The organism is Clostridium sp. CM027, from assembly GCF_024730565.1.
Taxonomy (GTDB): Bacteria; Bacillota; Clostridia; order Clostridiales; family Clostridiaceae; genus Clostridium_AD; species Clostridium_AD estertheticum_B.
The window spans coordinates 1,826,927-1,841,655 of record NZ_CP077725.1; the positions used below are offsets into that span (position 1 = coordinate 1,826,927).

Annotated in this window: 12 protein-coding genes; 7 read left to right on the plus strand and 5 right to left on the minus strand. The window is 31.0% G+C overall.

The genetic code is table 11. The features are described from left to right. The first annotated feature begins 115 nt into the window (after positions 1-115). Positions 116-718, plus strand: coding sequence for a flavin reductase family protein (locus KTC92_RS08720; RefSeq protein ID WP_220286423.1), 603 nt, complete (start codon positions 116-118; stop codon positions 716-718). Positions 719-734: 16 nt separating this feature from the next. Here the strand turns inward: KTC92_RS08720 and KTC92_RS08725 are convergent, their stop codons facing one another. Next, positions 735-1,700, minus strand: a complete 966-nt coding sequence (locus KTC92_RS08725; RefSeq protein ID WP_216302762.1) for an SPFH domain-containing protein — start codon at positions 1,698-1,700, stop codon at positions 735-737. 30 nt (positions 1,701-1,730) lie between these two features. Then, positions 1,731-2,159: an NfeD family protein gene (locus KTC92_RS08730; RefSeq protein ID WP_220286424.1), complete on the minus strand. Its 429-nt coding sequence runs from the start codon at positions 2,157-2,159 to the stop codon at positions 1,731-1,733. A 430-nt stretch (positions 2,160-2,589) separates the two neighbouring features. Between KTC92_RS08730 and KTC92_RS08735 the strand changes: the two genes are divergently transcribed. From KTC92_RS08735 to KTC92_RS08750, 4 genes are all read left to right on the plus strand, one after another. Next, positions 2,590-4,500 (plus strand): NAD(+) synthase, encoded by a 1,911-nt coding sequence (locus KTC92_RS08735; RefSeq protein WP_220286425.1) that lies wholly within the window; start codon positions 2,590-2,592, stop codon positions 4,498-4,500. Positions 4,501-4,766: 266 nt separating this feature from the next. Then, the gene (locus tag KTC92_RS08740) at positions 4,767-5,285 is read left to right on the plus strand and encodes a chromate transporter (RefSeq protein ID WP_216302766.1); all 519 of its coding nucleotides are present in this window, start codon (positions 4,767-4,769) and stop codon (positions 5,283-5,285) included. Beyond that, on the plus strand, positions 5,286-5,810 hold the full coding sequence (locus tag KTC92_RS08745; protein ID WP_165411523.1) for a chromate transporter: 525 nt from the start codon (positions 5,286-5,288) through the stop codon (positions 5,808-5,810). A gap of 44 nt (positions 5,811-5,854) precedes the next feature. After that, entirely contained in the window at positions 5,855-8,518 is a 2,664-nt protein-coding gene (locus KTC92_RS08750) for a cation-translocating P-type ATPase (RefSeq protein ID WP_220286426.1), read from the plus strand. A gap of 57 nt (positions 8,519-8,575) precedes the next feature. On the opposite strand, the gene KTC92_RS08755 is transcribed toward KTC92_RS08750, so the two are convergent. Next, positions 8,576-9,415, minus strand: a complete 840-nt coding sequence (locus KTC92_RS08755) for a S1 RNA-binding domain-containing protein (RefSeq protein ID WP_220286427.1) — start codon at positions 9,413-9,415, stop codon at positions 8,576-8,578. 164 nt (positions 9,416-9,579) lie between these two features. Then, positions 9,580-10,110, minus strand: coding sequence for a gamma carbonic anhydrase family protein (locus KTC92_RS08760; RefSeq protein WP_220286428.1), 531 nt, complete (start codon positions 10,108-10,110; stop codon positions 9,580-9,582). 467 nt (positions 10,111-10,577) lie between these two features. On the opposite strand from KTC92_RS08760, the gene KTC92_RS08765 reads away from it, so the two are divergent. After that, positions 10,578-13,610, plus strand: a complete 3,033-nt coding sequence (locus KTC92_RS08765; RefSeq protein ID WP_220286429.1) for a vitamin B12-dependent ribonucleotide reductase — start codon at positions 10,578-10,580, stop codon at positions 13,608-13,610. 118 nt (positions 13,611-13,728) lie between these two features. Here the strand turns inward: KTC92_RS08765 and KTC92_RS08770 are convergent, their stop codons facing one another. Then, the gene (locus KTC92_RS08770) at positions 13,729-14,115 is read right to left on the minus strand and encodes a hypothetical protein (protein ID WP_216302754.1); all 387 of its coding nucleotides are present in this window, start codon (positions 14,113-14,115) and stop codon (positions 13,729-13,731) included. Between the two features lie 322 nt (positions 14,116-14,437). Here KTC92_RS08770 and KTC92_RS08775 point away from each other — a divergent pair, with 322 nt between their 5' ends. Then, complete coding sequence (locus KTC92_RS08775; protein WP_165411517.1) at positions 14,438-14,659, plus strand: DUF378 domain-containing protein; 222 nt, start codon at positions 14,438-14,440, stop codon at positions 14,657-14,659. The last annotated feature ends 70 nt before the right edge of the window (positions 14,660-14,729 follow it).

The window sequence follows — 14,729 nt, forward strand, 5'->3', positions numbered from 1 at the left end:
TAATAACCTTTTTTAAAGACTTCTTTAAATCAATTTACTCTCATCTGTATAAATCTTTTAAGGTATTGTATAATGGGTAATGTTATACAATATAAAGATATAGGAGTGAAAATATATGACAAAAACTATATTTAAAGGCAGTGCAATGTTAAACCCTGTTCCCGTGGTATTAATCACCTCAAAAAATAAAGAGGGAAAAATAAACGTTTTTACAGTAGGGTGGATAGGAATGGCTTGTACTAAACCACCAATGATAACTGTAGCCATAAGACCCGACAGACTTTCTTATGAATATATAAAAGAAAGTGGTGACTTTGTAGTAAATCTACCTAATTCTAGAATGGTTCGTGAAGTTGATTATTGCGGGGTACGCTCTGGTAAGCAAATAGATAAAATTCACGAAATGAACTTCACTATTGAAAATGGCAAGGATGTCATAGCGCCTCTAATTTCTGAATGCTCAATAGCTTTAGAGTGCAAAGTTAAAAGCATTACACCTTTAGGTACCCATGATTTATTTTTAGCTGAAATTGTGAATACTCATGTAGATAATAGCTTAATAGATGCTTCTGGAAAAATTCATTTTGAAAAGGCAGATCTTATTACCTATTCTCATGGCGAGTATTTTAGTGTTAATTCTAACGCTTTAGGAAAATTTGGTTATTCAGTTCAGAAAAAAAACAATAAATCTCATTCAAAAAATAAAAAGAAAGCCTGATCGCTCAGGCTTTCTTTTATATTGATTTATTTTCACAGTTCTTATTCATTTTTAACATATCAGCTATGGCTGCTATACTGCCTAAACTTGACAATGTTTCATTTGGAAGTATAAGTTTATTAGCTGGATTTTTTGCCATTTCTTTAAGAGCTTCTATCTGTTTTAATGCTATTACTGTTTCATTTGTACCTGACTCTATAATAGCTGTATTTATTTTTCTTATTGCATCTGCTTCTGCAATTGCAATAGTCTCTATAGCACGAGCTTTACCCTCTGCTTCAAGAAGTTGAGATTCCTTCATTCCTTCTGCATGTCTAATATTTGCTTGTTTTTCAGCCTCTGCATTTAATATTTGAGCTTGCTTATGTCCTTCAGCTTTTTCAATTAGACTTTGTTTTTCACCTTCTGCTGTAAGAATAAATGCTCTCTTATCTCTCTCTGCTCTCATTTGTTTTTCCATAGCCTGTTGAATTTCAGCCGGTGGAATTATATTTTTAATTTCTACAGATAATATTTTTATTCCATAAGCATCCGTGATTTCATCGATTATTTCAAGAAGCTTAGAATTTATTCTATCTCTTCCTGATAATACTTCATCTAAAGTCAAATCTCCCACGATATTTCTCATATTAGTTATAGTTGAGTAAACTATACCTGATTTATAATCCTCAATATTGTAGACCGCGTCCCTTGAGTTAATAACCTTATAAAATATAACATTATCAATCGATATATTAACATTATCCTTAGTTATAACATTCTGTGGTTGTATGTCTAATATTTGCTGCTTAGTAGAAATCCTTCTTCTAACAAAATCTGCAAATACAATTGTAAAATGCCAGCCTGGTTCTAGTATCCTATGAAACTGACCAAATCTTTCTACTAAATACACAGATCCAGTATTAACAATCTTAATCGATGATAAAATCATTATAACTATTACAAATAATATAAACAAGCCTATAACTGTTCCTATTCCCATTACAAATTCCCCCTTATATTTTAATATATCTTATACTTTAGTTATTAGTAATTTATTCCCTTCTATACCGATAACTTGAACTGATTCACCTTTTTTCAAAGGTTTTCCAACATTTTTTACAGTCCAATAAATCCCTTGAAACTTAATGTTTGCTTTTTCATCAATATCTTTTGTTATTGTAAATTCTTTCCCAACATACCCTTCCTCCATAGTTAAAGTTTTTTTCACAGTTTTTTTTATAGTTTTCTTGACTATAGGATAACCCACAGCCATAACCACTGCACTAACTGCTACAAAAACAATTGCTTGAACAATTATTGATGCACTTAGCCCAATAGCAATTATTGCCGCCATTGCACCTACAGCAAACCATATAAACATAAAACTACTAGTTGTAATATCAATAACTAATGCTGCTAATGCTACAACTATCCAAAATATCATCGGCGTCCAGTTCATGTTGTACCCCCTTACGAATATCACTTAATATTATACGCTCTTTTCAACTACGTATTACTAACTTCTATCTTAATTATACATCTTCTGTGCATTTTATAATACAATTTTATTATGTTACTACAATAATTATATATTTTATGTTTTATATATTAAACTTAATAAAGTTTAATATTAGTGCATTATACATCTTCTTATTGTTTTAGACTTCTTCTTTCTCATGTCTGCTCTCATTCTCTTCACAATTAAAATTGTCACAATAGCAAGGGACAGTTAACAACTATTAAAAAGGCAATAAAAAATAATGGTAAAATAATCATTAACCGACCCTACTAATCTAGCTAATATGATATAATTTCAGTAAATATTTATTATTTAAAGTCAATTTTACATATACTATATTTGAAAAACTAAAGAAAGGTCGTGAATTAGTTTGGAAACTTCTTTTATAAAGGTTTCTGTTGCTTGTCCAATTGTAAATGTAGCAGATATAGAATTTAACTTAATCAACATAAGAAACTGCATTAATCAGGCTTATGATGAGAAATCAAAATTCATAGTTTTCCCAGAACTTTGCATAACAGCTTACACATGTGCGGATTTATTTTTACAACATCAGCTAATTGAAAAATCTGAAAATGCAATTAAATCTCTATGTGAGTTTTCTAAAAATAAAGATATCCTAATTGCTGTAGGGTCTCCTTTATACTATAACAATTCTCTATATAATTGTGCTTATATAATATTTAATGGTAAACTTTTAGGAATAGTACCAAAAAGCTATATTCCAAATTACTCTGAGTTTTATGAAAAAAGATGGTTTACTGAAGGTCTTGGCCTCATAAGCAAAACCGTAAACCTTTCTTTTGCAAAAGGCATCCCTTTTGGGACAAATTTATTATTTACCAGTGGCAATATTAAATTTGGTTTTGAAATTTGTGAAGACCTTTGGGTAACTATTCCTCCAAGCAGCTATTTAGCTCTTCAAGGTGCAAATATAATTGCTAATCTATCTGCATCAAATGAATTAGTTAGCAAAGCTGATTATAGAAAATCCTTAGTTTCATCCCAGAGCGCAAGATGTATGTGTTCTTATTTATATGCATCCTCTGGTGTTTTTGAATCCTCTACAGATTTACTTTTCAGTGGCCATCTTTTAATTAGCGAAAATGGTTTAGTATTAAAAGAAAATAATAGATTTCAAAGAGAAAATGAAGTTGTTACTTCAATTATTGATATAGATAAATTAAACAGTGAAAGATTAAAAAATACCAGTTTTAGAAATAGCATTTCTATATGCCCTTTTGAAGCATGTGAAATTCCTTTTGAATTTGGGAGTGCAGGTTTTGGCGTTTTTGATAGAAATATTGATAAGCATCCTTTCGTTCCTTCTAATTTATATAAACGTGAAATACGTTGCAAGGAAATATTTAATATTCAATCCTCAGCCCTTGCTAAAAGATTCTCTTATACTGGTCTTAACAAGGCTATTATTGGGATTTCTGGTGGGCTTGATTCAACTTTAGCATTACTCGTTATAGTTAAAACCTTCGACCTGTTAAAAATACCCAGAAAAAATATTATTACTATAACTATGCCTGGTTTTGGAACTACAGATAGGACTTATATGAATGCAATAAACCTATGTAAAAATTTAGGAACAGAACTCAGAGAAATTAATATAGTAGATGCATGTCTGATGCATTTTAAAGACATAGATCATCCAGTGGAAAAACATGATATAACTTATGAAAATGTTCAAGCGAGAGAAAGAACTCAAATTCTTATGGATGTTGCAAATAAGGAAGGTGGACTCTTAATAGGTACTGGAGATTTATCAGAACTCGCCTTAGGTTGGTGCACATATAATGGTGATCATATGTCTATGTATTCCGTAAACTGCTCAATCCCTAAGACTTTGGTGAGATATTTAGTTAAATATGTAGCAGATAAAGAAGCTTCAAAGGAAGTAACAGACATTCTTTTAGATATCCTTAACACTCCTATAAGTCCTGAACTTCTACCCAAAGATAAGAACGGTCAAATAACTCAAAAAACTGAAGACATAGTAGGACCATATGAATTACACGACTTTTTCCTTTATTATTTTATGAAGCAAGGTACTTCGCCAAGTAAAATATTATTTTTAGCTAAGGAAGCCTTCAAAGCTGATTACTGCGAAAAAGATATACGCAAATGGTTAGATAAATTTATAAAAAGATTCTTTACCCAACAATTTAAACGTTCAGCTCTGCCAGACGGTCCAAAAGTAGGAACTATAAGTGTATCCCCAAGAGGAGATCTTAGAATGCCGTCAGATGCTAGTTTTAATTCTTTCCTTTAGATTTCTGAAAAAAGTGCATATATTTTGTGAAGTTTATATAACAACCTTTACAAAATATGTGTACTTTTTCATTTATAAATATCTACAATTAATCCTGAAATTTCATCAATAGTGTTTATATATTTGCCTATTTTTTTTATAATAGTATACTTATATGGTAACTATTATAGATTAAAAGTATAGGTTCATACTTTTAAGGGCATTTCTATTGATATAATCAAAAATTTAAACTATTTGAGGTGAGAAAAACGAAAAGATTACTTAATATGTTTTGGACTTTCTTTAAAATTGGAGCTTTTACCTTTGGTGGAGGTTATGCAATGATACCACTCATTGAGACTGAAGTTGTAAGTAAAAAACAATGGCTTTCAAAAGAAGATTTCATGGATATAATTGTTGTTTCCCAAACTTTTCCTGGAGCTTTAGCAGTTAATAGTAGTATATTTATTGGTTATAGAATTAACGGCCTACTTGGCGCTATCATCGGGCTTCTAGGTGTGATTTTACCTTCATTTTTCATAATATTATGCATTGCAGTTTTCTTTATGCAATTTAGAGATTATTATTATGTTGATTTAGTTTTCAAAGGCATTTCGGCTGCAGTACCAGTTCTTATACTCATAGCTGTAGTAAGCTTATCCAAATCTTTAAAGAAAAGCTATGTAAATCTTATTATAATCTTAATTTCTATGGTAAGTATATTATTTTTTAATGTACACCCTGTTATAGTTATACTTTTATCTGGTTTATACGGGATTATATTTCTTGGAAAGAAGGTGAAGTAAATGTCTATTTTAATTAAAATTTACCTATCGTTCTTTAAAATAGGTGCCTTTAGCTTTGGTGGAGGCTATGCTATGCTTCCACTTATCGAAAGAGAAATTGTATCCACTAATAATTGGATTACCTTTAAAGAGTTTGTTGATATTATTGGTATATCACAAATGACTCCGGGACCTATAGCAATAAATTCAGCTACCTTTGTAGGTTATAAAGTTTCTGGAGTACTCGGTGCTATTTCTGCAACCCTAGGCGTAGTTTCATTTTCTTTTATCTTAGTTTCCATAGCTAATCACTATATTTTAAAATTTAAGGAATCCTATATAATGAAGGCCGCACTATCCGGTATGAGGCCTGCACTAATTGGCCTTATAATCTCTGTATTCTTATCCATGGGAAGGGAATCATATAAAGATATTAAAAGTATAATAATTGGAATTATAATTTTAGGAATATTATTAACTAATAAACTCCATCCAATTTTAGTAATAATAATTTCAGGAATATTAGGTATTGTATTTTATTTTTAATAAATTAAACGGTAACAACAAATACTATACACGAGGTGGTATTTATGTTTTTTAACAAAACTATAGAGGAAGTTCTAAAAGAATTAGGCTCCAATCCACTAACAGGACTTTCTCAAAAAGAAACAGCCCTAAAAAGAGAAAAATTCGGACTAAATGAGTTAGAAAGTAAAAAGCCTAAAACTTTAATATCTATGTTTTTTTCCCAATTAAATGATATTTTAATTTATATTTTAATTGCAGCTGCTGTAATTTCTGCCCTCCTTGGTGAAACAAGTGATGCAGTTATAATTGCTATTGTAATTGTTATTAATGCTACAGTCGGAATTATTCAAGAGTCAAAAGCTGAAAAAGCTCTTGATGCACTAAAAAAATTATCTACACCTAAGGCTGTAGTTAGACGCGATGGGCAGTTAAAAGAAATTCCATCTAACGAAGTTGTACCCGGTGATATTATTATTATTGACGCTGGAAGATACGTGCCTTGCGATTTACGGCTTATTGAAACTGCAAATTTAAAAATTGAAGAATCTACACTTACAGGAGAATCTGTGCCAGTAGATAAAGATGCATCCCTGGTCTTAACTGGTGATGATATTCCACTCGGCGATCAAAAGAATATGCTCTTCATGTCAACACTCGCAACTTATGGTAGAGGTATAGGCATTGCCGTATCTACTGGAATGAATACTCAGCTAGGTAAAATTGCTAAAATGCTAGATGAAAAAGTAGACGACCAGACCCCCTTTCAAAAAAAACTGGCTGAACTTGGAAAATACCTAGGAATAGGTGCGTTGTTTATATGTGCTCTTATGTTTATAGTAGGCGTTCTTCAAAAAAGAGATATTTTTGAAATGTTACTTACATCTATTAGTTTAGCAGTAGCTGCGATACCTGAGGGTCTTCCTGCAATAGTCACTATAGTACTTGCTATGGGCGTTCAAAAAATGATAAAGAAGAATGCAATTGTACGTAAATTACCCGCAGTTGAAACTTTAGGTTCAGTAAATATTATATGTTCAGACAAGACAGGAACATTAACTCAAAATAAAATGACTGTAACAAAATTCTATACAGATGGCCTCTTAGGTAATATAACCAATTTAAACATTAATGACAATGAGCATAAGCTCTTACTTGAGAATCTTATTTTATGTAATGATGCTACGTACTCTGAGGGTTCAAAAACAGGTGACCCAACTGAAATTGCTTTACTAGTAGCTGGGGTAACTTACAATATATTTAAAGACCATTTAGAAAAAATCCATAAAAGAATCGCTGAGATTCCTTTTGAATCAGATAGAAAATTAATGACTACTGTAAATAAATATGATAATGAATATTATGTAATGACAAAAGGGGCTATTGATAATCTCTTAAAACTATGTACTAAAGCCTGTATTAAAGGCAATATAATAGAAATTACTCCAGTCATAAAAAAAGAAATATTAGATGTGTCTAATAAAATGTCTGATGATGCTTTAAGAGTTCTAGGCGCAGCTTATAAAATTCTTCCAACATCTCATGTGGATATTGATTCTTTAGAAAGTGATTTAATACTTATTGGCCTGGTAGGTATGATAGATCCACCTAGACTGGAAGTTAAGGATTCTATTTCTGTGTGCACGAATTCCGGAATAAAAACTGTAATGATAACCGGCGATCACCAAAACACAGCTTTTGCTATAGCGAAAGACCTTAATATTACTAAAGATCCCCTAGCAGTTATGTCTGGCTCTGAGCTTGATAAACTTTCAGATGAAGAACTAAATAGTAAAATTGATAATATAAGGGTATTCGCAAGAGTGTCTCCAGAGCATAAAGTAAAAATTATAAATGCTCTTAAATCCAAAGGAAATATTGTATCAATGACTGGTGATGGAGTAAATGACGCGCCATCCCTGAAAATGGCAGATATAGGTGTAGCCATGGGTATAACAGGTACTGATGTAGCTAAAGGTGCTGCTGATATGATATTAATAGACGATAACTTTTCAACTATCGTTTCCGCTATAAAGGAAGGAAGAAATATCTTCACGAATATCAAGAAAACTGTAGTATTTCTTATTTCCTGTAATGTTGGAGAAATTATTGCTTTATTTCTTGCAATACTTTTAGGTTGGGCATCGCCACTTAGACCTATCCATATATTATGGGTTAACTTAATTACAGATACGCTTCCAGCTTTAGCTTTAGGTGTAGATCCTGGCGACCCCGACGTAATGAAGTATAAACCACGCAACCAAAAAGATGGTTTATTTAAAGGTTCAACATTAAGTTTACTTCTTAACGGATTGTTAATAGGTTTAGTAACTTTAGCAGCCTTTATAATAGGTGCAAAATATTATAGTGGCATAACTAACTTATTCCCACTATTCCCTCAAAACATTTCACAAGATGCTTTAAAACATGCACAAACTATGGCATTTGTAGTACTTAGTGTTTCTCAGCTTGTTCATTCTTTAAATATGAGAAATAATAAAAAATCCATATTCCAAATAGGTTTATTTTCAAACAAATATTTAATTGCAGCTATAGTTTTAGGTATACTGCTACAAGATTTGATAATAACTATTCCACCTCTAGCAAATGCTTTTAGTGTTCATGCTTTAAGTTTAGCAGATTGGGGTATCGTTACTATTTTAGCCTTAATGCCATTACTTTTTAATGAAATTGTAAAGATATTTAAACGTAGTTCATCTAAAATATAAATAGTAAAAGGCCGATGAGTTAACTCATCAGCCTTTTACTATTATAAATATATCTAATTACTTTAATCTAGTACCTTCTTCATCTTGATGGATTAGCCCATTTTTCATAAGTCCTCCTAATGCCCTTTTAAATGCATTTTTGCTTGTTTTAAAAACTTTCTTTATATCATCTGGAGAACTTTTATCATTGTATGGCATAAAGCCATCACTTTTATCTAAGTATTCTATTATTTGTTCCTCAACTACATCTCTTTCTTCTAGTCTTGGTTTTCTTGCTGTTACGTCCATTTTGCCATCTTCATAATATTTTTTCACTCGTACACTTAATCTATCTCCTGGTATTACACTCATATAATTCTCATTTCTTAGAATAACCGCCCTATAAATATCATCAATAGCTATCATTACTGTACCATTAGTCTGGATTCCGTATACTGTTCCTTCCACTTCCTCATCAATATCATATGAATCTGTATCGTATAAATATTTATCAATAAAAGTAGTGGCCGCTATTCTTCCAGTCTTATCTAAATATATATAAAAAAGATATTTTTTGCCTGTTTCTAATTTGTAATTTTCCTCCTTAAAAGGAACTAATACGTCTCTTTCTAAACCAATTTCTACAAAACTTCCTATTGCAGTCATGTCAATTACTTTAAGGTAGGCTAAATCACCAACCTTTGCAAGAGGTTTTTTTAAAGTTGAAATTAACCTATCACTTGAGTCCCTATATACGAAGGCTTCAACTTCATCATCAATATTAAGTGCTCTACCTAAAGTGCTTTTCATTGGCAATAATATATCATCACTAGTGTTTTCAGTCTCTGCGCCCAAATAGTACCCAAATTCTGCTCGCCTAACTACTTTTAAATTATTAAATTCTCCTATTTTTATCATTTATTATCTCCTACCTTTTTTAAACTTTTGACCAATCTATATATTTGTTAAATTTATCAACATATTGTACTAAATATTTTCTATAAACATGTATTTATATTTCTGCTCATCTGTCACCTTTTCTATTCCATTTAATATTATCATTTTTCGCGCTCTATAACAATCTAAATTAAGGTATGGTCATTTATTTGTTTTGTATTATATTTCATTGAAAGCTCTACATAATGCTGAGCTGATTTTTTTAATCCTTCCTTTTCCTCTGTAGTTAGTTCGCGAATGACCTTTGCCGGCACTCCCATACAAAGAACCCCTGAGGGTATTTTCTTTCCTTGAGTAACTAAGCTACCAGCGCCGATTATAGTATACTCCCCTATTTCTGCTCCATTTAGTATAGTACTTCCCATTCCAATTAAAGCATAACTTGAAATTTTACAACCATGTATTATGGCATTATGTCCTATAGTTACATACTCTCCAATATTAACCGGAAATTCATCATCATTATGTACTGTACAATTGTCTTGAATATTTGTATAAGAACCTATAGACATGGAATTCATATCGCCTCTTAATACAGCTCCAAACCAAATACTACTGTACTCTCCTATAGACACATTTCCTATAACATCTGCACTGCAAGCAATATAAGAATGTTTATGTACATTAGGTATTTTTCCATCAAATTGATGTATCATAATTTCATCATCACCTCTTCCAAAATAATAAATACGTAAGTTTATTTCTACATATAATAAACTTTTAAGTCTATTATTTTACATAATAATAAACTTTTAGGTTTATTATTTTACATAATAATAAACTTTTAGATTTATTATTTTACATAATAATAAATATGTATTTATTATACTACTATATTATATAAATTTGCCGTTTATTCGTCATATTTTTGGTTAATATTTAATGTTGATTTTTATTTGATTCTATTATATAATACCATCTGTAGTTATAATTCTTTTTCTACTTACTACATATGGTGTTATACTAATATAACACATAATAATTAAACTAAATAATCAAGAAAATCTTTTAGTGTAGTAATATCAACCATACAGAAGTATGTTTTACATAATTTAGACTTAATCTTAATTATCATGCAACTAATAGGAGGTGAATATACTAGCTTTTTAAGCTAGTATTAATTATGGCGGAGATAAAAAATTTAATCAAACGATTTTATACAAAGGAATTAGAAAAAGATAAAACTATTACTGTTTTTGATTTGTTCAAATGGAAAAAGGTAAATGTTTTTTTAAAAGACCATAAAACAAATAAAGTGCTTTTAGATATGAAGGCTTTAGAATTTCCAGAGCATTACTCTCAAAATTCTTGCGATATTATTGCTTCAAAATATTTCAGAAAATCTGGTGTTAATAATAAGCAAGGTTATGAGGATAGTATGAAAATGGTAGCTCATAGACTTGTTAATTTTTGGTGTGAATCCTTGACTGATGAGACTATTATTAAATCTCAAGAGGAAAAAAGCATTATTTATGATGAATTAATATATGCATTTTTAAATCAAATGTTTGCACCAAATTCTCCTCAATGGTTTAATACGGGCCTTAACCTATCCTATGGTATAAAAGGCGAATCATTAGATAATTTTTATTACGATGAAAAAGAAAAAATGATAGTTAAAAGCGAAGATGCTTATACAAGGACTCAAGCTTCAGCTTGTTTCATTCTATCAATCCAAGATAAACTACTTGGCAATCATTCAATCTCTGAGCAGTATGTAACAGAGACTAAATTATTTAAAGGTGGCTCTGGCACCGGAACTAACTTCTCATCCATAAGAGGTATAGGTGAAAGCTTATCTAGTGGTGGAGTTTCATCAGGTCTTATGAGTTTTTTAAGAGGACTTGACAGAAATGCTGGAGCTATAAAATCTGGTGGAACTACAAGGCGTGCTGCTAAGATGCTATGCCTTGATATCAATCACCCTGAAATAATGGAGTTTATGACTTGGAAAGCTAAAGAAGAAGATAAAGTACGCGCTCTTACTAAAATGGGTTATGATGGTAGCTTTGAAGGAGAGGCTTATGAGACTGTATCTGGCCAAAATGGAAACAACTCCATAAGATTCTCAGATGAATTTATGATGAAAGTTGATACCTTATCGAAAAATCCTAATCAGACTATTACTCTTAAAGGGAGATGCGATTCCACAGTTGATGCAGACATAAGTGTTAAGACGCTATGGGATACCTTTAATACCGCTGCTTGGCAATGTGCTGATCCAGCGCCTCAATTTGATGACACCTTTAATGCATGGCATACTTGCCCCGGTGGAGAAGATGGAGTAGTTAATGCTAAACATAATAGAATTAATTCGACTAATCCTTGTGGAGAATATGCTTTTTTAGATGATACCTCTTGTAATTTAGCTTCTATTAATATTTATAAATTTTATGATGCTTTGACTAATAAATTTGATGTTGATGGATATGTCCATCTAATAGGACTTACTCAATTAGTCCTTGAATCCTCCATTCATTGGGGCCAGTTTCCAACTGAAGATATAGCAAGGAAAAGTTATTTATTTAGAACCACAGGTCTTGGGCTTTCAAATTTAGCTTCTTTATTTATGGTAATGGGCTATGCCTATGACTCAGAAGATGCTAGAAATATAGCTGCAGCGCTAAGTGGAATAATGACTGCACAGGCTTATTATGTATCATCCCTACTTTCAAAAGAACTAGCTCCTTTTGAAAAATATGAAATCAACAAAAAACATATGCAAATAGTTATAAGGAATCATGCAAGAGCTGCTGGAGCTCTAAATAGTAACTATGAACATTTGAATTATGATCCTATAAAAGTTAACCATGATATTTTAGGTAATGATTCCCTAAGCAATATAAGTGAAACCTTAAAAAACTGTTGGTCAAAAGTACTAAGCAGTGGTGAAAAATATGGGTTTAGAAATGCTCAAGTTACAGTTCTAGCTCCTACTGGCACTATTTCTTTTGCAATGGATTGTGGTGCAACCTCAGTTGAACCATATTTCAGCCATTTTATTTATAAAAAATTATCTGGTGGTGGATTTATGACCATCGTAAATCCTGTAATTAAAGACTCATTGGATAACCTTGGATATTCCGAAAGTGAAACAAATGATATTCTTGATTATATTCTAAGAAAAGAAAAGGTTGATGAAAACGGCTTTGAATATGAAAAAATCATTGATGGAAAAATTGAGGGTGCTCCACATTTAAAGGTAGAACATTTGCCTATATTCGATACAGCAAACAAATGCGGTAGCGGAAAAAGATATATTTCATTTATGGGACATGTTCTCATGATGGCGGCAATAACCCCAATGATATCAGGTTCTATATCAAAGACTGTAAATCTACCTAAAAATGCTACCATAGAAGACTTTAAAGAAGTGATATTAAATTCTTGGAAGCTAGGCGTGAAAGGTATCTCCTTATATAGAGATGGTTCAAAAGCAAGTCAACCTTTAAACACTACTTTATCTGTTGACAAAGAACTGTTACTTGAGGATTTATCATACGAGGCTCTTTTAAAGAAAGCAAAGTCATTACAAGAAACTTCAAACCACTCCACAAGAGAAAAGCCAATTGGAATACGTTATGGAACTACTCATCCTGCTCAAATTGATGATGTAAAAGTCTATACTACGATAAATAGGCGCTCAAACGGAGAAATTTCTGAAATATATATAACTACAGATAGGGAAGGTACTATAATTACTGGATTATTGAATTCTCTTTCAAAGGCAATTTCAGTAATGCTTCAGCATCATGTACCTGCGCAAGCCATTTCTAAAATGCTTCGCGGACAAAAATTTGAACCTTATGGTTTTGTACAAAAGCATCCTTATATTAAATCTGTTTCTTCTATATCTGATTTAATTAGTAAGATTATTGATATAGAACTAGGAGATTATAGTAGATGTCAAATCAAACCTGAAAATTACGACAACGCTAATATACCTAAAAATCCACTAATGCCTGGTGAGACTGAAATTTCAACTGGCCTAGCAGACGCTGAGAATGTCCTCGCCCCTACTAACATAAGCACAGACACTATCCAAGGGGAAAGATTATACTCTGAAACCTGCTCTCATTGCTCAAGTACTAGGCTTGTTAGAAACGGTACTTGTAAAGTTTGCCTTGAATGTGGAACTACTACTGGATGTAGTTAGCTTCAACAAACCAAAATCTCACAATTATTTTGTGACAGTTAAAAAGTATTAAATATTATATATATAGACACATTCAAAAGGAGTACAAATTCCCCATGGAAATTTGTACTCCTTTTTATTATTTTTTATTATTTTTATTCCTATTAGGTTTAGCCTTGGACCTAATTACTACATCGTCCTTCTTATCTTTTTTAGCATTAATATTTGCAGAACCTATGCTTGTTGAATTTTTTTTAAAAATATTCGAATTTTTTAAAAAACCTGATAAATCCGTAAACCATAAAATCATAATAGCAGATATTCCTGTCATTACATAGTAAGTTGCATGATTTATAATATTAGGCCATATGAGCACAGGAACCACATATATTGCAATAGCTAATAAAAGTACTATCCACTTGTTAATATTTAACTTATCTAGTACATAAGCTTTTAAAACATTATATATTACAAGAACAATAATTGCAAATGCAACAACGCTAAGTATTTGTATTAAGATATTCATATTTTATCCCTCCCTTTTTTATAGATAATGTTAACACTATCTTTCTATAAATAAATGTATACTATACATTATCAAACATATTTTAATATATATCAATAGCTTATGCATTAATTTATCTATTTATATTTGTATTTAAAAAAAGTTTATACCAAAATATCTGTGAGCAGTATTTAATAAGAACTGTACTTAATTATTTAACATATTATTAATAATCCACTATTAAATACATGGGGAAATTAAATATTTTTTTTTTAATATAGTAATAATTTTTTAAAAATTGTAAACAATAATACTAAGACTTATGAAAGAGGAGATGTTTACAATGAAAGCATTAGATGGTACTGCACTAGTATTAGTTATCATAGGCGCTATAAATTGGGGACTAATTGGATTTTTCAAATTTGACCTAGTATCAAGCTTATTTGGCACTGGAACAGCATTTACGAGAATTATTTTCGCTCTAGTAGGTTTATGCGGTCTATACTCTTTATCTTTCTTAGGAAGAGACAGAGCTAGCGACAGCGATAGAACTGAGGTTAAATAATTTTCAAATAAATATTTCTATACAATATAAAAGAAGCTGAAGTTTCAAATTCAGCTTCTTTTATATTACT